Source organism: Citrobacter sp. wls757 (assembly GCF_005280935.1).
In the GTDB taxonomy this organism is placed as follows: Bacteria; Pseudomonadota; Gammaproteobacteria; order Enterobacterales; family Enterobacteriaceae; genus Citrobacter; species Citrobacter portucalensis.
On sequence record NZ_SZWU01000060.1, the window covers coordinates 310,511 to 330,004 of the forward strand.

Genomic DNA, 19,494 nt, shown 5'->3' on the forward strand with positions numbered 1-19,494 from the left:
CGCCACCTTTACCGGACGCCATCTGAAAGCACTCGAATCGCGGGAATTTCCGGATGCTGATACGCTTCGCGCCGCGAAACGCTTTACCCGCATGGCGTTAAAGCCGTATCTTGGTGGTAAGCCCTTAAAGAGCCGCGAATTATTCCGGCAGTTTATGCCGAAGCGAAAATAAAAAACGAGGATTGTCATGGCCGAATTACTGTTAGGCGTCAACATTGACCACATTGCCACTTTACGTAATGCACGCGGTACCGCATATCCGGACCCGGTTCAGGCAGCGTTTATCGTTGAACAGGCGGGCGCGGACGGTATTACCGTACACCTGCGTGAAGACCGTCGTCATATCACCGACCGTGACGTACGTATTTTGCGCCAGACGCTGGATACGCGCATGAATCTGGAAATGGCAGTCACCGAAGAGATGCTGTCGATTGCCGTTGAGACTAAGCCGCATTTTTGCTGCCTGGTGCCGGAAAAACGTCAGGAAGTTACCACTGAAGGTGGGCTGGACGTCGCCGGTCAGCGTGACAAGATGCGCGATGCCTGCAAACGGCTGGCGGACGCAGGCATTCTGGTTTCGCTGTTTATCGATGCCGATGAAGAACAGATTAAGGCCGCTGCGGAAGTTGGCGCACCGTTTATTGAGATTCACACCGGCTGTTACGCCGATGCGAAAACCGACGCAGAACAGGCCAGCGAACTGGCGCGTATCGCCAAAGCGGCAACCTATGCTGCAAGTCTTGGCCTGAAGGTGAATGCGGGTCACGGTCTGACGTATCACAACGTTAAAGCTATCGCGCGGATCCCGGAAATGCACGAGCTGAACATTGGCCATGCCATTATTGGACGTGCGGTGATGAGCGGCCTGAAAGAGGCCGTAGTAGAAATGAAGCGCCTGATGCTGGAAGCGCGTGGCTAATGGCGATTCTGGGATTAGGTACGGATATCGTGGAGATTGCCCGCATCGAAGCGGTGATCTCCCGTTCCGGCGACCGCCTGGCAAGACGTGTGCTCAGCGACAACGAATGGGCAATCTGGGAAACGCATCAGCAGCCGGTGCGTTTTCTGGCGAAGCGTTTTGCAGTCAAAGAGGCGGCAGCAAAAGCCTTTGGCACGGGTATTCGCAATGGGCTGGCGTTTAATCAGTTTGAAGTCTTTAACGATGAACTCGGTAAGCCGCGTCTGCGATTATGGGGAGAGGCGTTAAAACTGGCGGAAAAACTCGGCGTTGCGCACATGCATGTGACGCTGGCCGATGAGCGTCACTACGCCTGCGCCACGGTGATTATCGAAAGTTAGATTCAGGACGATGCCGGATGGCGACGCGTAGCGTCTTATCCGGCCTACGGGTTATGCGTTTGTTGCAGGGGCAGGGTAGGGGCTTCATCGCCAGATGGCGACGCGGCTAAAGTTTATCGGCGTGGTGCATCAGCACAAACTTATCCCACAGCTGCTCTTCTGTTTCGACATGCGCCGGATCTTTCAAAATAGTATTGGGGATCGGGCACACCTTCTGGCAGGTTGGCGTGTCGTAATGGCCTACGCATTCCGTACACTTGTCGCTGTTAATCTCGTAAATGCTATCACCCATCGAAATCGCCTCATTCGGGCATTCGGGCTCGCACATATCGCAATTGATACACTTTTTAGTGATTAACAGGGCCATCAGGAAACTCTCAAAACATCACAAATCGGGCGGGCATTATACGCGCATTCTTTGCTCAGACCAGTTTTTTTACCAGTGCCTCACTGTGGCGAATACGTTCCGGGGCATGCTCCAGATCCTGCTGTACCAGCGCCATAAACAGTAAATCAGTGAGCATCATTTGCGCATGGGTGGAGGAAATCGCTGCGCTGCGCGTGGCCTGCTCCTCGGCAATGGTGTACAGACAATGACTTGCCCGTTGCTGCAGTGCGTTCGGTGTAAATCCGGTGATGGCGAGGATTTTCGCGCCGGTGCGCAACGTTTCATCCGCAGCCAGGTTGAGCTCGCGACGCTCTCCGGTATACGAAATGGCCAGCAGTAGATCGTTGGGCGAAAGCGCCTGCACCGTCGCCAGTAGGGCGTGCATATCGCGTTCCACCACCGCGTTAAAACCAATCTTCAGCAGCTTCCAGGCAAAATTCTGTGCCACCAGACCCGATGCGCCAATCCCGGTCACGATAATGCGGCGGGCTGAACGCAGCATCGTGACGCTCTCCATCAGTTTCTCTTCGCTGTTGACGTCCAGCGTTGCATGCATCGCCGCCACGTTCTCCTTAATCAGTTTCTCGCCTACCATTCGCATCGGGTCGTCACCGCGAATCTGATTATGTACCGGAATGGAATGGGGATTGGGATTGCTGGCCAATGCTTCGCTAATCGCCAGTTTGAGTGCCGGGAATCCTTTAAAGCCCATCTTTTGCGCGAATTTCACCACGCTGGACTGGCTGACGCCCGCTTCAAAGGCCAGCTGTTGTGAACTGAGATGACGCGCAGTATCCGGCTGAGCAAGAAGATAATCCGCAAGTTTTTTATCGCTTTGCGCGAGATCCGGATAACGCTGACGAATGCGAATTAAACAGTTCATGCTTTCTCCTGGCGAAAATGTGATGGCGATTACAAAACAAAATATCACTCGCCTTAGTGAATATAATATTCCATTATGACAGATTATTATGAATTAAAAATTCCTAAGGAACAAAAAATGAATCTCGGTGCGTTAGTTTCAGAAACCCGTAATCCTCAGACCATGGATCTGGATGCGCTCTCCACTCTGGAGTTGGTTCATCGTTTTAATCAACAGGATACGCTGGTAGCTGAAGCAGTAAAAGCAACTCTTCCTGAAGTTGCGCGTGCGGTCGATGCGGCAGCTGACGCGCTAAAAGCCGGTGGACGCATTATTTACATGGGAGCAGGTACCAGCGGGCGTCTTGGGGTGCTGGACGCGTCTGAATGCCCACCGACCTTCGGCGTCCCGCACGGTCTGGTGGTTGGGCTGATTGCCGGGGGACCGGGCGCTTTGCTGAAGGCAGTAGAAGGCGCAGAAGATAACCCGCAGCTAGGCGAAGACGATCTGCGCGGGCTCAATCTTACCGCGCAGGATCTGGTGGTGGGGCTGGCAGCTTCTGGTCGTACGCCGTATGTAATTGGTGGGTTGAAATATGCGCGTTCGGTGGGCTGTACAACGGCGGCTATTTCTTGCAATCCAGCTTCCCCTATCGCGCATGAAGCGGATATTGCCATTTCTCCGGTAGTGGGGCCTGAGGCGCTGACCGGGTCAACACGACTGAAATCCGGCACCGCGCAAAAGCTGGTGCTCAATATGATCTCCACCGGCGCGATGGTGAAATTTGGCAAGGTGTACCAGAACCTGATGGTGGATATGCAGGCAACCAACGTCAAACTGGTCGATCGGGCGTGCCGTATGGTAGTTGAAGCCACCGGTATTGCGCGGGCTCAAGCTGAAACGCTGCTGAAGCAGACGGATTATGATGTTAAGCCAGCTATTTTAATGGCGCTCACCGGTCTGGATGCCGCTGCCGCCCGCGAAAAGCTTGCCGCTCACCAGGGTTTTTTACGCGCGGCGTTAGAACACTAAGAGGTGTATATGGATAAGACGGCGTTGCTGGCCAGCGACATCCTGCTGGGCGTTGGCGGAGAGAACAATATTCTGCGTCTGGAAAACTGTATGACCCGTGTCAGGGTGGAAGTTCAGGATGACGGGCAGATCGATATTCCCCGCCTCAGGCAACTGCCCGGCGTTAGCGGCTACGTGAAGCAGGGCGCACAGCACCAGATTATTGTCGGCCCCGGTAAAGCTGCCAAAGTGGTGGATGCCATGCGTTCCCTGATTGCCGATGGCGGCGAGCGAGCAGGTGCCAATGATATTGAGCGCACCAAGTCAGAGGCCAAAGCGAAGTACAAAGCGCCGATGAGCGATGCGCTGCGCAAGCTGGCGAACGTCTTTATCCCTCTTATTCCGGCGTTTATCGCCTCCGGTTTGATTACCGGCATTATTAACATCCTTAAGCGCCCGGATATCGTGGGGGATTTTGCGACCCACTATCCAAATATGCTGGGGTTGATGGGCATATTTGGCAGCGCCGTGTTTGCCATTATGAATATTCTGGTCGGGGTGAATACCGCCAAAGTTTTCGGTGGCTCCCTGGCAATGGGCGGGGTGATGGCGGGGATCCTTTCCAGCCCTCAGCTGGCGCAAATTACCCTGTTTGGCGAAGCGTTGCAGCCGGGGCGCGGTGGGGTTATTGCGGTATTGCTGGTGGTTGCGCTGATGTGCTGGATCGAACGTAAATTCCGCACGCTGTTGCCGGAATCACTGGAGCTTATCCTTAACCCGCTGCTAACCACCATCATTACAGGCGTAATCGCGATTGTGGCGCTGCAACCGCTTGGCGGATGGATTTCTGAATCTATCGCTCACGGCGCATCCTGGGCTATCGATCGCGGCGGTTTTCTGGTCGGTGCCGTGCTGGCAGGAACCTTCCTGCCGTTGGTGCTCACCGGACTTCATCAGGGATTGGTGCCCATCCACGTTGAGCTGGTTCAGGCACACGGTTATAACGCGCTTTTTCCGATCCTGGCGATGGCGGGCGTTGGGCAAATAGGTGCTGCGATCGCGGTTCTGATGAAAACTCGTAATGCGCGGCTAAAGAAAGTGATCAAAGGGGCGCTACCGGTCGGACTGCTGGGGATTGGCGAGCCGCTGATTTTTGGCGTAACGCTGCCGTTGGGTAAGCCGTTTATCGGTGCCTGTCTTGGCGGCGCGGTAGGTGGGGCGCTGATTAGCTACTGGAAGGTGGCGACGGTCATCACCTTTGGCATCTCCGGGTTACCGCTGGCACTGACGATTGTTGCCGGAAAAGTGATGTTCTATCTGTTAGGCTATCTGGTAGCAGTTATCGCCGGGTTCCTGTTTACCTGGCTATTGGGATTCACTGATCCAGAGGAATAAGGTTTGACCAATCACCAGCGCCGCGTTGTCTTTTTTGATTTGGATGGCACGTTACACCAGCAGGATATGTTCGGTAGTTTTATTCGTTATCTGCTGCGTCGCCAGCCGCTGAATGCGTTGCTTGTGCTGCCTCTATTACCGGTGATTGCGCTGGCGTTGCTGATAAAAGGACGTGCCGCCCGCTGGCCAATGAGCCTGCTGTTATGGGGATGCACTTTTGGCCGCAGCGAAGCGCGTCTGAAAGCGCATCAGGCCGACTTTGTGCGCTGGTTTCGCAGTAACGTGACGGCGTTTCCGCTCGTGCAGCAGCGGCTGACAACCTACCTGTTAAGCTCCGACGCTGATATCTGGCTTATTACCGGCTCTCCGCAGTCACTGGTCGAGCAGGTTTACTTTGATACTCCATGGCTACCGCGAGTCAATCTGATCGCCAGCAAAATGGCGCGGGGATACGGTGGCTGGGTACTGACTTTGCGCTGTCTGGGCCACGAGAAAGTGACGCAACTGGAACGCCACATTGGCGCGCCGCTACAGCTTTACAGTGGCTATAGTGACAGTAATCAGGACAATCCTCTGCTCTCTTTTTGCCAGCATCGCTGGCGCGTCACGCCGCGCGGAGAGCTTCAGCAACTCGAATAGCTAACGCACATGCAATTTGAAGTATGACGTGTATAATGCGCCCGCTTTGATTACTGGAGTTACCCCTTTGTCAGATGTTGAATTTAGCCACGAATACTGGATGCGTCATGCTTTAACGCTGGCTAAGCGCGCCTGGGATGAGCGTGAAGTCCCGGTGGGTGCGGTATTGGTACATAACAACCGAGTGATTGGCGAAGGCTGGAACCGCCCTATTGGACATCATGATCCGACTGCCCACGCTGAGATTATGGCGCTGCGTCAGGGCGGCCTGGTGCTGCAAAACTACCGCCTGTTAGATGCCACCCTGTACGTCACTCTGGAGCCGTGTGTGATGTGTGCTGGCGCGATGGTGCACAGCCGTATCAGTCGGGTCGTTTTTGGCGCGCGCGATGCGAAAACGGGCGCTGCCGGGTCATTAATGGATGTACTGCATCACCCTGGAATGAATCATCGGGTTGAAGTGACAGAGGGGGTACTGCGGGATGAATGTGCCACGTTGCTCAGTGATTTCTTCCGCATGCGCCGGCAGGAAATCAAGGCCCTGAAAAAATCCGCTAATCAGTAACTCTCAGCCTGATGGCAGTGCGCTTATCAGGCGTACAAGACTACTTCTCCTCTTTTTTATGCGGTGAAAACAGTAGGGAAGGGGAGTGCGTCAGGTAGTTTGACGACGTTTGAGACAGAAACGCCGAAAGCGGGAATTTCTCTTTACCTAATAGTTCTGCGGGCGTCACCGTCGGGTAATCCTGCGCCAGTTGCTGCGTTTCTAGCGCCTGTTTTTCTTTCTCTTGCAGATATCCCACCAGGCTAATTTGGTACTTACGGATATTTTCCACATAGGCGTAAGCTTCGTGGCCGCGCGCATAGCCATAGGTCAACTTGTTATAATACGGTTTTTGGCTGAGCAGCGGTAATCGCTGTTTTACGTCAGACCAACTGTTCGGATTGCCTTTGGTTTTCACCGTCAGCGCCCGCGCATCCAGCATGTGCGCATAACCCATGTTATAGGCTGCAAGGGCAAACCAGATGCGTTCTCCTTCGGGGACGGTATCCGGTACTTTACTCATCATATCCTGCAAGTACCGCGCGCCGCCGCTGATACTCTGTTCGGCATCGGTACGGTCGGTCAGCCCGAGACTCTGAGCGGTATTTTTGGTCAACATCATCAGCCCGCGTACGCCGGTTGGAGAAGTGGCCTGCGCGTCCCAGTGTGATTCCTGATACGAGATAGCGGCCAGCAGTCGCCAGTCTATCTCTTGCGCATATTTCTCAAACAGCGGCTTGAGGTCCGGCAACACGCTGTCTACGGCGCGTAAAAAGGAGCGGGTATCGACATAGTCAAAATCATCGCCATGCCCGAGATATTTCTCTTCCAGCCGTGCCAGAGAACCGTCTTCATTCATGGTGTTGAAGAAATCCAGTAGGGCGGCAGACAGCGTGTTGTCATCGTCCAGCCGACTAAACCATGTCACCGGTTGTTCGTCAGAGACGTCGAGCGCTACGGCCAGCTCAGGATGCACGCGTTGATATAAGCTGATGGCAACAGAATCGGCAATGGTGTAATCCAGCTTTCCGGCGATTACATCATCAAGCAGTTCGGTGGTGCCCTTTTTGTCATCGACTTTCCAGCTCAGATCGGGAAATTTTTTCTCTTTTAGCTGCTGGAGGTCATTAACCACCACGTGCCCCGGGGCGATAGTCAGTTGGTTTTCGTTCACGGTGGCAAGCGTGCGCGGGCGGTATTGCCCAACCCGGTACACCAGCTGTTGTGAAACCGAATAATAGGTCGGGCCTGGCTGGTAATTTTTCACCCGCTCGCTGTTATAGACCAGACCTGCGGCTAACAGGTCGGCATTGCCGTTATCCAGGTCGTCAAAAAGCTGGCTGATGTTCTGGCGTACGGTAACTTTTAACTTCACGCCTAAGTAGTCGGCAAATTCCTGGGCCAGTTCATAATCCAGACCGAATTTTTTGCCGTTGAGGGTCGCGTAAGTTAATGGCGAATCAATGGTACTGACGCGCAGCTCTCCCCGCGACTGAATGGCGGCGATACGATTTTCGGCTTTACCGAACCAGGGGATAGATGGCCAAAGGGCCGCTGCCAACAACAGCGTCAATATGCCGATGAACAGATAATTAATCTTTAATTTTTTCAATTAGTTAATTCTCTGAACCGTACGTTGTCTCTGTCTGCTGTGGTGTTGATTAAGAAGTGAAGTCGTCATTAATGAACGGCATTTTGCTTAAACTTGCGTCAGTTGGCAACTTATTCAGAAATCTGACCGCATTTGATGATAAGTGACGGTCGTGATTTTATTTCGACGCAAACGGTTTCGTCGGCGCGGTAGATTCTTTATAATGACGCCCGTTTCCCCCACTTGGGCACACCGAAAGCTTAGAAGACGAGAGACTTATGATGGAAATTCTGCGTGGTTCACCTGCACTGTCTGCATTCCGTATTAACAAACTGCTGGCACGTTTTCAGGCTGCCAACCTCCAGGTCCACAACATTTACGCCGAGTACGTCCATTTTGCCGATCTGAATGCACCGTTAAATGAAGATGAGCACGCGCAGCTTGCACGCCTGCTGAAATATGGTCCTGCTCTGCAAAGCCACGCCCCGGAAGGCAAACTGCTGCTGGTTACGCCTCGCCCAGGCACCATCTCCCCGTGGTCTTCTAAAGCGACTGATATTGCCCACAACTGCGGTCTGCACCAGATTAGCCGCCTGGAACGTGGCATTGCCTGGTATGTAGAAGCCTCTACGCTGACCGCTGAGCAATGGCAGATGGTGGCCGACGAACTGCACGACCGCATGATGGAAACGGTTTTCTCTGCGCTGAACGATGCCGAAAAACTGTTTGCCCATCACCAACCGGCGCCGGTCTCCAGCGTTGATCTACTGGGTGAGGGGCGTCAGGCGCTGATCGACGCTAACCTGCGTCTGGGTCTGGCGCTGGCGGAAGACGAAATTGACTATCTGCAGGATGCGTTCACCAAACTGGGACGTAACCCGAACGATATTGAACTATACATGTTTGCGCAGGCCAACTCTGAGCACTGCCGCCACAAGATTTTTAACGCCGACTGGGTTATCGATGGTAAACAGCAGCCGAAGTCGCTGTTCAAGATGATCAAGAATACCTTCGAAACCACGCCGGACCACGTGCTGTCTGCCTATAAAGACAACGCTGCGGTAATGGAAGGCTCTGAAGTGGGCCGCTATTTTGCCGACCACAAAACCGGCCGCTACGATTTCCATCAGGAACCAGCCCACATCCTGATGAAGGTTGAAACTCACAACCACCCGACGGCCATCTCTCCGTGGCCAGGTGCTGCAACCGGCTCCGGCGGCGAAATCCGCGACGAGGGCGCAACAGGTCGCGGTGCAAAACCGAAAGCCGGGCTGGTGGGTTTCTCCGTTTCCAACCTGCGTATTCCTGGCTTTGAACAGCCGTGGGAAGAAGACTTCGGTAAGCCGGACCGTATTGTTACCGCGCTTGATATCATGACCGAAGGCCCGCTGGGCGGCGCGGCGTTTAACAACGAATTTGGTCGGCCGGCGCTGACCGGCTACTTCCGTACCTATGAAGAAAAGGTCAACAGCCACAACGGCGAAGAGCTGCGCGGTTACCATAAACCGATCATGCTGGCAGGCGGGATCGGTAACATCCGTGCCGATCACGTGCAGAAGGGCGAGATCGTCGTTGGCGCTAAGCTTATCGTCCTCGGCGGCCCGGCGATGAACATTGGCCTTGGCGGTGGGGCAGCCTCCTCTATGGCTTCCGGCCAGTCTGATGCAGATCTTGATTTCGCTTCCGTACAGCGTGACAACCCGGAAATGGAACGTCGTTGCCAGGAAGTTATCGACCGTTGCTGGCAGATGGGTGATGCGAACCCGATTCTGTTTATCCATGACGTTGGTGCGGGTGGACTGTCTAACGCTATGCCGGAGCTGGTAAGCGATGGTGGTCGCGGTGGTAAGTTCCAGCTGCGCGATATCCTCAGCGACGAGCCGGGTATGAGCCCGCTGGAAATCTGGTGTAACGAATCCCAGGAACGCTACGTGCTGGCGGTTGCTGCCGATCAATTGCCGCTGTTTGACGAACTGTGTAAGCGTGAGCGCGCGCCGTATGCGGTGATTGGTGAAGCTACCGAAGAACAGCATCTGACCTTGAGCGACAGCCACTTCGACAACCAGCCGATCGACATGCCGCTCGATGTGCTGCTGGGTAAAACACCGAAAATGACCCGCGATGTGCAGACGCTGAAAGCCAAAGGCGATGCCCTGAATCGTGGTGAAATCTCGATTGCAGATGCGGTTAACCGCGTGCTGCATCTGCCGACTGTCGCGGAGAAAACGTTCCTCGTGACCATCGGTGACCGTACCGTTACCGGCATGGTTGCGCGTGACCAGATGGTTGGTCCATGGCAGATCCCGGTCGCTAACTGCGCGGTCACTACCGCAAGCCTCGATAGCTACTACGGCGAAGCGATGTCTATCGGCGAACGCGCGCCGGTTGCACTACTGGATTTCTCTGCCTCTGCGCGTCTGGCGGTCGGTGAAGCGCTGACCAACATTGCGGCAACGCAGATTGGCGACATCAAACGTATTAAGCTGTCGGCAAACTGGATGGCGGCTGCGGGTCACCCTGGTGAAGATGCTGGCCTGTACGAAGCAGTAAAAGCCGTTGGGGAAGAGCTATGCCCGGCGCTCGGCCTGACCATTCCAGTGGGCAAAGACTCTATGTCGATGAAAACCCGCTGGCAGGAAGGTAACGAGCAGCGTGAAATGACCTCGCCACTGTCGCTGGTGATTACCGCCTTTGCCCGCGTAGAAGATGTGCGCCACACCATTACCCCGCAGCTCTCTACTGAAGACAACGCCCTGCTGCTGATTGACCTCGGTCTTGGTCACAATGCGCTGGGCGCTACGTCGCTGGCGCAGGTTTACCGTCAACTGGGCGATAAGCCTGCCGACGTGCGTAACGTTGAGCAACTGAAAGGCTTCTACGATGCGATTCAGGCGCTGGTCGCTGCGCGTAAGCTGCTGGCCTATCATGACCGTTCTGACGGCGGTCTGCTGGTTACGCTGGCGGAAATGGCCTTCGCCGGTCACTGCGGTATTGACGCTGATATCCACTCTCTGGGTGAAGATCGTCTGGCGGCGCTGTTTAACGAAGAACTGGGTGCGGTGATTCAGGTTCGTGCTGCTGAGCGTGAGGCGGTGGAAGCGATTCTGGCTGCCCACGGCCTGGCAGACTGCGTACACTTCCTCGGTAAAGCCGTTGAAGGTGACCGCTTCAACCTGACCGCTAACGGCCAGCCGGTGTTTAGCGAAAGCCGTACAACCCTGCGTATGTGGTGGGCGGAAACCACCTGGCAGATGCAGCGTCTGCGTGACAATCCGGAATGCGCCGATCAAGAACACGACGCTAAAACCAACGATGCGGACCCTGGTCTCAACGTTAAACTGTCGTTTGATATCAACGAAGATGTTGCCGCTCCGTACATCGCCACCGGTGCGCGTCCCAAAGTGGCCGTACTGCGCGAGCAGGGCGTGAACTCCCACGTTGAAATGGCAGCAGCCTTCCATCGTGCGGGTTTCGACGCCATCGATGTGCACATGAGCGACCTGCTGGGCGGACGTATCGGCCTGGGTAACTTCCAGGCGCTGGTGGCCTGCGGCGGCTTCTCTTACGGCGATGTGCTTGGCGCTGGTGAAGGTTGGGCGAAGTCGATTCTGTTCAACAACCGCGTCCGTGATGAGTTCGAAACCTTCTTCCATCGCCCGCAAACGCTGGCACTCGGCGTGTGTAACGGTTGTCAGATGATGTCTAACCTGCGTGAGCTGATCCCAGGAAGCGACCTGTGGCCGCGCTTTGTACGTAACCACTCCGATCGTTTTGAAGCCCGCTTCAGTCTGGTCGAAGTGACGCAAAGCCCATCCTTACTGCTTGCTGATATGGTGGGTTCGATGATGCCGATTGCCGTTTCTCACGGTGAAGGTCGTGTCGAAGTGCGTGACGGTGCGCATCTGGCTCAGCTTGAGAGTAAAGGTCTGGTGGCGCTGCGCTACGTTGATAACTTCGGTAAGGTGACCGAGACCTATCCGGCTAACCCGAACGGTTCGCCGAACGGCATTACTGCAGTGACCACTGAAAATGGTCGCGTCACCATTATGATGCCGCACCCGGAACGTGTGTTCCGTACCGTGAGCAACTCCTGGCACCCGGAAAACTGGGGCGAGGATAGCCCGTGGATGCGTATTTTCCGCAACGCGCGTAAACAGCTCGGTTAATTCGCTCAATAGTCATCAAGCCCCTCTTCGCGAGGGGCTTTTTTTGTCTGCCGGATGGAACCCGCCTGATGACGCTACGCTTATCAGGCCTACAGGGAAAATGCGGTTGTAGGCCGGATAAGGCGTTCACGCCGCCATTCGGCAATAAACTCAGCGCTTGCACCTAAAAGTAAAGTGTCGGGAAATGCCGACATGAGCAGGGTTGCGGTGTCGTCAAAAAGAGACGTTTAATTATTTGATTTAATAGTGATTTGTTTTTAAGTGCTGCAAGTGTTGCTGATTGGCGACAGAGAGAACAAAAAACAGCCAGAATTGTTATTTGTGAAAATAATAATATTTTTCATACTTATCATTGTGTTAATAAAGTGTTTTGAATATTGGCACAGATGCTGCATAATATTAACCAGTGGCTCATTCACCTTCTTATGTCAGCCCCTTCGGGACGTGCTACATAAACTTCGAATGACGCACAACAAGGTGCCTGCCGTCCAACATCTGATATTAGCATTGCTCATATCAACCTCCGGGCGAAACGTCGAGTTAGGCACCGCCTTATTCCATAACAAAGCCGGGTTAATCCCGGCTTTGTTGTATCTGGCGTTCCCCTCAGTTAGCATCAATCTATTCCTGTCCATTGAGAGTAACGCCTTGAAGCGCTGGTCAGTTTTTCCCCGATCTTTACGTCAATTGGTGACGTTGGCCTTCTTGCTTATCCTGCTGCCGTTGTTAGTTCTGGCCTGGCAGGCATGGCAAAGTCTGAATGCCCTGAGCGCGCAGGCTGCGCTGACAAACCGCACCACGCTGATTGATGCCAGACGCAGCGAGGCGATGACCAACGTCGCGCTGGAGATGGAGCGCAGCTATCGGCAATACTGTGTGCTTGATGACCCAACATTGGCCAGGGTCTACCAAAGCCAGCGTAAACGCTACAGCGACATGCTGGATGCGCATGCGGGGGTGTTGCCGGATACCAAGCTCTACCAGGCGTTGCGTCAGGATCTTAACGATCTCGCGCAGTTGCAGTGTAAAAACAGTGGTCCTGACAGTGTGTCGGCTGCACGGCTGGAAGCGTTCGCCAATGCCAATACCGAGATGGTGCAAGCGACGCGTACCGTGGTCTTTTCTCGTGGGCAGCAGTTACAGCAGGAAATAGCCGAACGCGGGCAGTTTTTTGGCTGGCAGGCACTGGTGCTGTTTCTCGTCAGCCTGGCGATGGTCTTGCTGTTTACCCGCATGATTATCGGTCCGGTGAAGGGCATTGAACGGATGATCAACTGTCTGGGAGAAGGGCGCTCGCTGGGGGATAGCGTATTATTTACCGGGCCACGGGAGCTGAGATCCGTGGGGCAGCGTATCATCTGGTTAAGCGAACGTCTCTCCTGGCTTGAGTCGCAACGGCATCAGTTTTTACGCCATCTTTCCCATGAGCTGAAAACACCGCTGGCGAGCATGCGCGAAGGTACCGAATTGTTGGCCGATCAGGTGGTTGGCCCGTTAACACCGGAGCAAAAAGAGGTGGTCGGTATTCTGGATGACAGCAGCCGTAACCTGCAAAAGCTGATTGAACAACTCCTCGATTACAACCGCAAGCTGGCTGATGACGAGGTAGAACTTGAAAGTGTGGAAATTGCTCCGCTGGTGGAAAGCGTTGTTTCTGCGCATAGCCTGCCCGCTCGCGCCAAAATGATACATACTGATGTTGCGCTTGCGGTGAACACCTGCCTGGCAGAACCGATGCTGTTGATGAGCGTGCTGGACAATCTTTATTCCAATGCGGTGCACTATGGTGCTGGATCCGGTAACATTTGGATCCGCAGCAGTTTGCATGGCTCAACGGTATACATCGATGTAATGAATACCGGCACACCGATTCCAGAAGCAGAACAGACCATGATCTTCGAGCCTTTTTTCCAGGGGAGTCATCAGCGAAAAGGGGCGGTAAAAGGAAGCGGGTTGGGGCTAAGCATTGCCAGAGATTGCATCCGCCGTATGCGGGGCAAGCTGTATCTGGTTGATGACCATGCGCAAAACGTTTGTTTTCGCATAGAACTGCCGCTAGCTGCTGCGAAAAATCACTAAAATAAACCTAAGTCTGGTGAGTATGCCATACGTTGTTGTCCGAATGCTTAAACGACATTTTCTTCGTCGCGTCATCCTCGCAAGCCTGCCGTGCCTGGCGCTGGTTGGTTGTGTCCCGAACGCGGTGAATCATATTATCGGCGATCCCTCGCAGGAGAAAATTCCGCCTAATCAACTGGCGGACTACCTTGCAACCGACTGTACGGATATCTGGTCGCTGTCTGGCCAGTCTACAGAAACCAATCCGTTGTACTGGCTGCGGGCGATGGATTGTGCCAATCGCCTGATGCCGGTTCAGGCGCGTAGTGAAGCCAGCACCCTGATGGCAGATACCTGGCAGGGCGCTTTCAGGCGTGGGATCCTGCTCGATAATGCCAACATTACGCCGCCTGAAAGGCGGGAGGCTGTTACGCGCCTCGATGCGTTAAGCCCGCAAATTCCGCCGCAGGTACGCCCGCTGTATCAGGTCTGGCGCAGCAGCCAAACGTTGCAGTTGCAGCTTGCCGAAGAGCGTATGCGCTACAGCAAACTCCAGCAGGCGTCCGACAGCGATCTCGATACGCTGCGCCAACAGCAGCAGCATTTGCAGTCCCAGCTCGATCTCACGACCCGCAAGCTGGAGAATCTGACCGATATTGAGCGCCAGCTTTCCACGCGCAAACCTGGCGGTAACTACAATCCTGATGCGCTGCACGGGAACGATAAACTCACTACGCCTGATAACGAAGAAGGCGCAGCGCCGTCTGCCGATGAGGTTACGCCATGATAAGCCGTAAGCCCGCGCATCTGCTGCTGGTGGATGACGATCCGGGCCTGTTGAAATTACTTGGAATGCGACTGACCAGCGAAGGCTACAGCGTCGTGACCGCGGAAAGTGGGCAGGAAGGGTTACGGGTGCTGAACCGTGAAAAAGTGGATCTGGTTATTAGCGATCTGCGTATGGATGAAATGGACGGCATGCAGCTGTTTACTGAAATCCAGAAAGTACAGCCTGGGATGCCGGTGATTATCCTGACCGCTCACGGCTCCATTCCGGACGCCGTTGCGGCGACCCAGCAAGGGGTGTTCAGTTTCCTCACTAAACCAGTCGACAAGGACGCGTTGTATCACGCGATTGACGGGGCGCTGGAACAGTCTGCGCCCGCCACCGATGACAGCTGGCGCGAATCTATCGTTACCCGCAGCCCGCTGATGCTACGCCTGCTGGAACAGGCGCGGATGGTGGCGCAATCGGACGTTAGCGTCTTGATCAACGGTCAAAGCGGAACCGGGAAAGAAGTTTTTGCTCAGGCTATTCACAACGCCAGCCCACGCAGCCAAAAACCTTTCATTGCCATTAACTGCGGCGCGTTGCCGGAACAACTGCTGGAATCAGAACTGTTTGGTCATGCGCGCGGTGCTTTTACCGGTGCGGTGAGCAATCGTGAAGGGCTGTTTCAGGCCGCGGAAGGCGGCACGCTGTTTCTCGATGAGATTGGCGATATGCCTGCGCCGTTACAGGTGAAACTGCTGCGCGTATTGCAGGAACGAAAAGTCAGACCATTGGGCAGTAACCGCGATATCGACATTGATGTGCGGATCGTTTCTGCGACCCACCGCGATTTACCCAAAGCGATGGCACGGGGCGAATTTCGCGAGGATTTGTACTACCGCCTCAATGTGGTGAGCCTGAAGATCCCTGCGCTGGCCGAGCGTACGGAAGATATTCCGCTGCTGGCGAACCATCTGCTGCGCCAGTCTGCTGAACGGCACAAACCGTTCGTACGCGCCTTTTCAACCGATGCCATGAAGCGGTTAATGACCGCCAGCTGGCCGGGCAACGTGCGTCAGCTGGTCAACGTAATTGAGCAGTGCGTGGCGTTGACCTCTTCGCCGGTGATCAGCGACGCGCTGGTGGAGCAGGCGCTGGAAGGGGAAAACACCGCGCTGCCGACCTTTGTTGAGGCGCGTAACCAGTTTGAGCTCAACTATCTGCGTAAGCTGCTGCAAATCACCAAGGGCAATGTGACCCACGCGGCAAGAATGGCGGGGCGCAACCGCACCGAATTCTATAAATTGCTTTCTCGGCACGAGCTGGATGCAAACGATTTCAAAGAATAAATCTGCGGATTATGTTAGCTTTATTCGATCAAAAGACAGGCGACCTTTTCAAGGAATAGCATGAAAAAGATTGATGCGATTATTAAACCCTTCAAGCTGGACGACGTCCGCGAAGCGCTGGCAGAAGTCGGCATTACCGGTATGACTGTGACAGAAGTGAAAGGTTTTGGCCGTCAGAAAGGCCATACCGAGTTGTACCGTGGCGCGGAATATATGGTGGATTTTCTGCCGAAGGTAAAAATTGAAATTGTGGTTACCGACGACATCGTCGATACCTGCGTCGACACCATTATCCGTACTGCCCAGACCGGCAAGATCGGTGACGGTAAGATTTTTGTCTTCGACGTGGCACGCGTTATTCGTATTCGTACCGGTGAAGAAGACGACGCGGCAATCTAAGCCGCGCCGTTAATTTGTAGGCCTGATAAGCGTGGCGCATCAGGCAGAGTGATTGCCGGATGGCGGCGTAAACGCCTTATCCGGCCTACTTGCGTAACACATTACAAGACTTTGTGCGGACCGAAGCATTCGTAATGAATGTTCTCGTTTTTCACGCCCAGACCGACCAGCTGCTTCGCGGCGAACTGCATGAAACCAACCGGACCGCACAGATAAAACTGCATCGCCGGATCGCTGATTGCGCTTTCCAGTTTGTTCAAATCCATCAGACCTACGCTATCAAAGGCATCTTTCGCACGATCGGCTTCGGTTGGCTCACGATACCAGGTGTGTGCGCTAAAGCGTGGCAGCGTTTTGCCGAGTTCGTTGACTTCATCAGCGAAGGCATGCACGTCACCATTTTCTGCCGCATGGAACCAGTTAACCTGCGCCGTATGCTGCGCTTTTGCCAGCGTATCCAGCATCGCCAGCATTGGGGTTTGTCCCACGCCCGCGGAGATCAGAGATACCGGGGTGTCGGTCGCAACGTCCATAAAGAAATCGCCCGCAGGTGCGGCCAGGTGAACAACGTCGCCAACATTCGCATGGTTGTGCAGCCAGGTTGAAACCTGACCACCGTCCTCACGCTTAACCGCAATACGGTAGCCTTTGCCATCGGGTTTACGGGTCAGTGAGTACTGACGAATTTCCTGATGCGGGAAACCTTCCGGCTTTAACCAGACGCCCAGATATTGCCCCGGATGATATTCAGCTACTGCGCCACCGTCGACAGGTTCAAACTCAAAGCTGGTGATAAGTGCACTGCGTGGGGTTTTTGCCACGATGCGGAAAGGACGGGTACCTTCCCAGCCGCCATTTTTATTGGCATTTTCGCTGTAAATCTGCGCTTCACGGTTGATGAAAACGTTCGCCAGCACGCCATATGCTTTGCCCCACGCATCCAGAACTTCCTGGCCTGGGCTGAACATTTCGTCCAGCGTTGCCAGTAAATGGCCACCCACGATGTTGTACTGCTCGGGTTTAATCTGGAAGCTGGTATGCTTCTGTGCGATTTTCTCAACAGCCGGCAACAGTGCCGCCAGGTTTTCGATATTGCTGGCATACGCGGCAATAGCATTAAACAGCGCTTCACGCTGATCGCCATTACGCTGATTACTCATGTTGAAGATTTCTTTCAGCTCTGGGTTATGCGTAAACATGCGGTCGTAGAAATGGGCGGTCAGCTTCGGGCCTGTTTCAACCAGCAGGGGAATGGTGGCTTTCACTGTAGCGATGGTTTGTGCGTCAAGCATACGGTCTTCCTTTATCTGAGACTTTAATGATGTATGTCAAATGCATCTTATAAAAAATACCCCTGCATTGTAAATGGTTCTTTGTAACTTTGCGTTGTAAAGGTTACATCGTGAAAAATCTGCATCACAAACCTGAAAAGAAATCCGTTGAAATTCAGCAGACCTTTGTTCTCCAAAGCCTTGCGTACCATGAAGGTAATCGTTTGCGTAAAATCCTTTGTCAAGACCTGTTATCGAAGAATGATTCGGTTATACTGTTCGCCGTTGTCCTACGGACCGCCTTTTAAGGCCGAAAATTTTATTGTTAGCTGAGTCAGGAGATGCGGATGTTAAAGCGTGAAATGAACATTGCCGATTATGATGCCGAACTGTGGCAGGCTATGGAGCAGGAAAAAGTACGTCAGGAAGAGCACATCGAACTGATCGCCTCCGAAAACTACACCAGCCCGCGTGTTATGCAGGCGCAGGGTTCTCAGCTGACCAACAAATATGCTGAAGGTTATCCGGGCAAGCGCTACTACGGCGGTTGCGAGTACGTTGATATCGTTGAGCAACTGGCTATCGATCGCGCAAAAGAGCTGTTTGGCGCTGACTACGCTAACGTACAACCGCACTCCGGCTCTCAGGCTAACTTTGCTGTTTACACCGCTCTGCTGCAACCGGGCGATACCGTTCTGGGTATGAACCTGGCACAAGGCGGCCACCTGACTCACGGCTCCCCGGTTAACTTCTCCGGCAAACTGTACAACATCATCCCTTACGGTATTGATGAGTCCGGTAAAATTGACTACGAAGACATGGCTAAGCAGGCCAAAGAGCACAAACCGAAGATGATCATCGGTGGCTTCTCTGCTTACTCCGGCGTTGTTGACTGGGCAAAAATGCGCGAAATCGCCGACAGCATCGGTGCATATCTGTTCGTCGATATGGCGCACGTTGCGGGTCTGATTGCCGCAGGCGTTTATCCGAACCCGGTTCCACACGCACACGTTGTGACCACCACCACCCACAAAACCCTGGCGGGTCCACGCGGTGGCCTGATCCTGGCGAAAGGCGGTGACGAAGAGCTGTACAAAAAACTGAACTCCGCTGTGTTCCCAAGCGCGCAGGGCGGCCCGCTGATGCACGTGATCGCGGCGAAAGCTGTGGCGCTGAAAGAAGCGATGGAGCCTGAGTTCAAGGTTTACCAACAGCAGGTTGCCAAAAACGCCAAAGCGATGGTGGAAGTGTTCCTGAACCGTGGCTACAAAGTGGTTTCTGGCGGTACTGAAAACCACCTGTTCCTGCTGGATCTGGTTGATAAAAACCTGACCGGTAAAGAAGCTGACGCCGCGCTGGGCCGTGCTAATATCACCGTTAACAAAAACAGCGTACCGAACGATCCGAAGAGCCCGTTTGTGACTTCCGGTATCCGTATCGGTTCTCCGGCTGTGACTCGCCGTGGCTTTAAAGAAGCTGAAGTGAAAGAGCTGGCTGGCTGGATGTGTGACGTTCTGGACAACATCAATGACGAAGCTGTTATCGAGCGCGTCAAAGGTAAAGTGCTGGATATCTGTGCACGTTTCCCGGTTTACGCGTAAGTCATACGGATTGCCTGATGGTGGTGTAAACACCTTTTCTGGCCTACAGGTAACTCACATGTAGGCCAGATAAACGAAGTGCCATCCGGCAGTTATATTGACTTAAGCAAGATTGTTTCATCGATTAAAGCCGCCACTGGCGGCTTTTT

General features: G+C 54.1%; 16 protein-coding genes and 1 pseudogene. 13 read left to right on the top strand and 4 right to left on the bottom strand.

What is annotated here, in order from left to right; all coding sequences use genetic code 11:
- The 3 genes and pseudogenes from recO to acpS all read left to right on the top strand — a co-directional run.
- A pseudogene (recO, locus tag FDW94_RS24390) lies at positions 1-172 on the top strand (DNA repair protein RecO); the annotation flags it as partial.
- Positions 173-187: 15 nt separating this feature from the next.
- Entirely contained in the window at positions 188-919 is a 732-nt protein-coding gene (gene pdxJ, locus FDW94_RS16390) for a pyridoxine 5'-phosphate synthase (protein WP_008785494.1), read from the top strand.
- Positions 919-1,299 carry a holo-ACP synthase gene (gene acpS / locus FDW94_RS16395; protein WP_003037588.1) on the top strand — a complete coding sequence of 127 codons (381 nt, stop codon included), beginning with the start codon at positions 919-921 and terminating at the stop codon, positions 1,297-1,299. Before pdxJ ends, acpS begins: the two co-directional genes overlap by 1 nt.
- Before the next feature lie 106 nt (positions 1,300-1,405).
- Here acpS and FDW94_RS16400 read toward each other — a convergent pair whose 3' ends face one another.
- Both FDW94_RS16400 and FDW94_RS16405 read right to left on the bottom strand, forming a co-directional pair.
- A complete protein-coding gene (locus tag FDW94_RS16400; protein ID WP_003037590.1) occupies positions 1,406-1,666 on the bottom strand; it encodes a YfhL family 4Fe-4S dicluster ferredoxin in 261 nt (86 codons plus the stop codon).
- A gap of 55 nt (positions 1,667-1,721) precedes the next feature.
- Positions 1,722-2,570, bottom strand: coding sequence for a MurR/RpiR family transcriptional regulator (locus FDW94_RS16405; RefSeq protein ID WP_032944256.1), 849 nt, complete (start codon positions 2,568-2,570; stop codon positions 1,722-1,724).
- 117 nt (positions 2,571-2,687) lie between these two features.
- Between FDW94_RS16405 and murQ the strand changes: the two genes are divergently transcribed.
- Genes murQ through tadA form a run of 4 tightly spaced genes read left to right on the top strand, consistent with a single transcriptional unit; the run spans position 2,688 to position 6,159 of the window.
- Positions 2,688-3,581 (top strand): N-acetylmuramic acid 6-phosphate etherase, encoded by an 894-nt coding sequence (gene murQ, locus FDW94_RS16410; RefSeq protein WP_137377897.1) that lies wholly within the window; start codon positions 2,688-2,690, stop codon positions 3,579-3,581.
- Between the two features lie 9 nt (positions 3,582-3,590).
- A complete protein-coding gene (locus FDW94_RS16415; RefSeq protein ID WP_008785492.1) occupies positions 3,591-4,955 on the top strand; it encodes a PTS transporter subunit EIIC in 1,365 nt (454 codons plus the stop codon).
- 3 nt (positions 4,956-4,958) lie between these two features.
- A complete protein-coding gene (gene yfhb, locus FDW94_RS16420; protein ID WP_048234700.1) occupies positions 4,959-5,594 on the top strand; it encodes a phosphatidylglycerophosphatase C in 636 nt (211 codons plus the stop codon).
- A gap of 28 nt (positions 5,595-5,622) precedes the next feature.
- Positions 5,623-6,159: a tRNA adenosine(34) deaminase TadA gene (tadA, locus tag FDW94_RS16425; RefSeq protein ID WP_137377898.1), complete on the top strand. Its 537-nt coding sequence runs from the start codon at positions 5,623-5,625 to the stop codon at positions 6,157-6,159.
- A gap of 40 nt (positions 6,160-6,199) precedes the next feature.
- Here tadA and mltF read toward each other — a convergent pair whose 3' ends face one another.
- The gene (gene mltF, locus FDW94_RS16430) at positions 6,200-7,750 is read right to left on the bottom strand and encodes a membrane-bound lytic murein transglycosylase MltF (protein WP_008785489.1); all 1,551 of its coding nucleotides are present in this window, start codon (positions 7,748-7,750) and stop codon (positions 6,200-6,202) included.
- 257 nt (positions 7,751-8,007) lie between these two features.
- Between mltF and purL the strand changes: the two genes are divergently transcribed.
- The 5 genes from purL (at position 8,008) to glnB (ending at position 16,473) form a co-directional block, all read left to right on the top strand.
- Positions 8,008-11,895: a phosphoribosylformylglycinamidine synthase gene (gene purL, locus FDW94_RS16435; RefSeq protein WP_137377899.1), complete on the top strand. Its 3,888-nt coding sequence runs from the start codon at positions 8,008-8,010 to the stop codon at positions 11,893-11,895.
- A 648-nt stretch (positions 11,896-12,543) separates the two neighbouring features.
- Complete coding sequence (gene qseE / locus FDW94_RS16440) at positions 12,544-13,974, top strand: two component system sensor histidine kinase QseE/GlrK (protein ID WP_108912488.1); 1,431 nt, start codon at positions 12,544-12,546, stop codon at positions 13,972-13,974.
- Positions 13,975-13,996: 22 nt separating this feature from the next.
- A complete protein-coding gene (gene qseG / locus FDW94_RS16445) occupies positions 13,997-14,740 on the top strand; it encodes a two-component system QseEF-associated lipoprotein QseG (protein ID WP_032944248.1) in 744 nt (247 codons plus the stop codon).
- Entirely contained in the window at positions 14,740-16,074 is a 1,335-nt protein-coding gene (gene glrR / locus FDW94_RS16450; RefSeq protein WP_304502732.1) for a two-component system response regulator GlrR, read from the top strand. Before qseG ends, glrR begins: the two co-directional genes overlap by 1 nt.
- A 60-nt stretch (positions 16,075-16,134) precedes the next feature.
- Positions 16,135-16,473 (top strand): nitrogen regulatory protein P-II, encoded by a 339-nt coding sequence (gene glnB / locus FDW94_RS16455; RefSeq protein WP_002914032.1) that lies wholly within the window; start codon positions 16,135-16,137, stop codon positions 16,471-16,473.
- A gap of 101 nt (positions 16,474-16,574) precedes the next feature.
- On the opposite strand, the gene hmpA is transcribed toward glnB, so the two are convergent.
- The gene (gene hmpA, locus FDW94_RS16460; RefSeq protein WP_079935299.1) at positions 16,575-17,765 is read right to left on the bottom strand and encodes an NO-inducible flavohemoprotein; all 1,191 of its coding nucleotides are present in this window, start codon (positions 17,763-17,765) and stop codon (positions 16,575-16,577) included.
- 326 nt (positions 17,766-18,091) lie between these two features.
- Between hmpA and glyA the strand changes: the two genes are divergently transcribed.
- Positions 18,092-19,345 (top strand): serine hydroxymethyltransferase, encoded by a 1,254-nt coding sequence (glyA, locus tag FDW94_RS16465; RefSeq protein WP_003835277.1) that lies wholly within the window; start codon positions 18,092-18,094, stop codon positions 19,343-19,345.
- Positions 19,346-19,494: the final 149 nt, after the last annotated feature.

What these genes read in the sequence shown, in the direction of transcription:
- pdxJ (WP_008785494.1), top strand. Translation starts at nt 188, where the DNA reads ATGGCCGAATTACTGTTAGGCGTCAACATTGACCACATTGCCACTTTA.
- acpS (WP_003037588.1), top strand. Translation starts at nt 919, where the DNA reads ATGGCGATTCTGGGATTAGGTACGGATATCGTGGAGATTGCCCGCATC.
- FDW94_RS16400 (WP_003037590.1), bottom strand. Translation starts at nt 1,666, where the DNA reads ATGGCCCTGTTAATCACTAAAAAGTGTATCAATTGCGATATGTGCGAG.
- FDW94_RS16405 (WP_032944256.1), bottom strand. Translation starts at nt 2,570, where the DNA reads ATGAACTGTTTAATTCGCATTCGTCAGCGTTATCCGGATCTCGCGCAA.
- murQ (WP_137377897.1), top strand. Translation starts at nt 2,688, where the DNA reads ATGAATCTCGGTGCGTTAGTTTCAGAAACCCGTAATCCTCAGACCATG.
- FDW94_RS16415 (WP_008785492.1), top strand. Translation starts at nt 3,591, where the DNA reads ATGGATAAGACGGCGTTGCTGGCCAGCGACATCCTGCTGGGCGTTGGC.
- purL (WP_137377899.1), top strand. Translation starts at nt 8,008, where the DNA reads ATGATGGAAATTCTGCGTGGTTCACCTGCACTGTCTGCATTCCGTATT.
- qseG (WP_032944248.1), top strand. Translation starts at nt 13,997, where the DNA reads ATGCCATACGTTGTTGTCCGAATGCTTAAACGACATTTTCTTCGTCGC.
- glnB (WP_002914032.1), top strand. Translation starts at nt 16,135, where the DNA reads ATGAAAAAGATTGATGCGATTATTAAACCCTTCAAGCTGGACGACGTC.
- hmpA (WP_079935299.1), bottom strand. Translation starts at nt 17,765, where the DNA reads ATGCTTGACGCACAAACCATCGCTACAGTGAAAGCCACCATTCCCCTG.
- glyA (WP_003835277.1), top strand. Translation starts at nt 18,092, where the DNA reads ATGTTAAAGCGTGAAATGAACATTGCCGATTATGATGCCGAACTGTGG.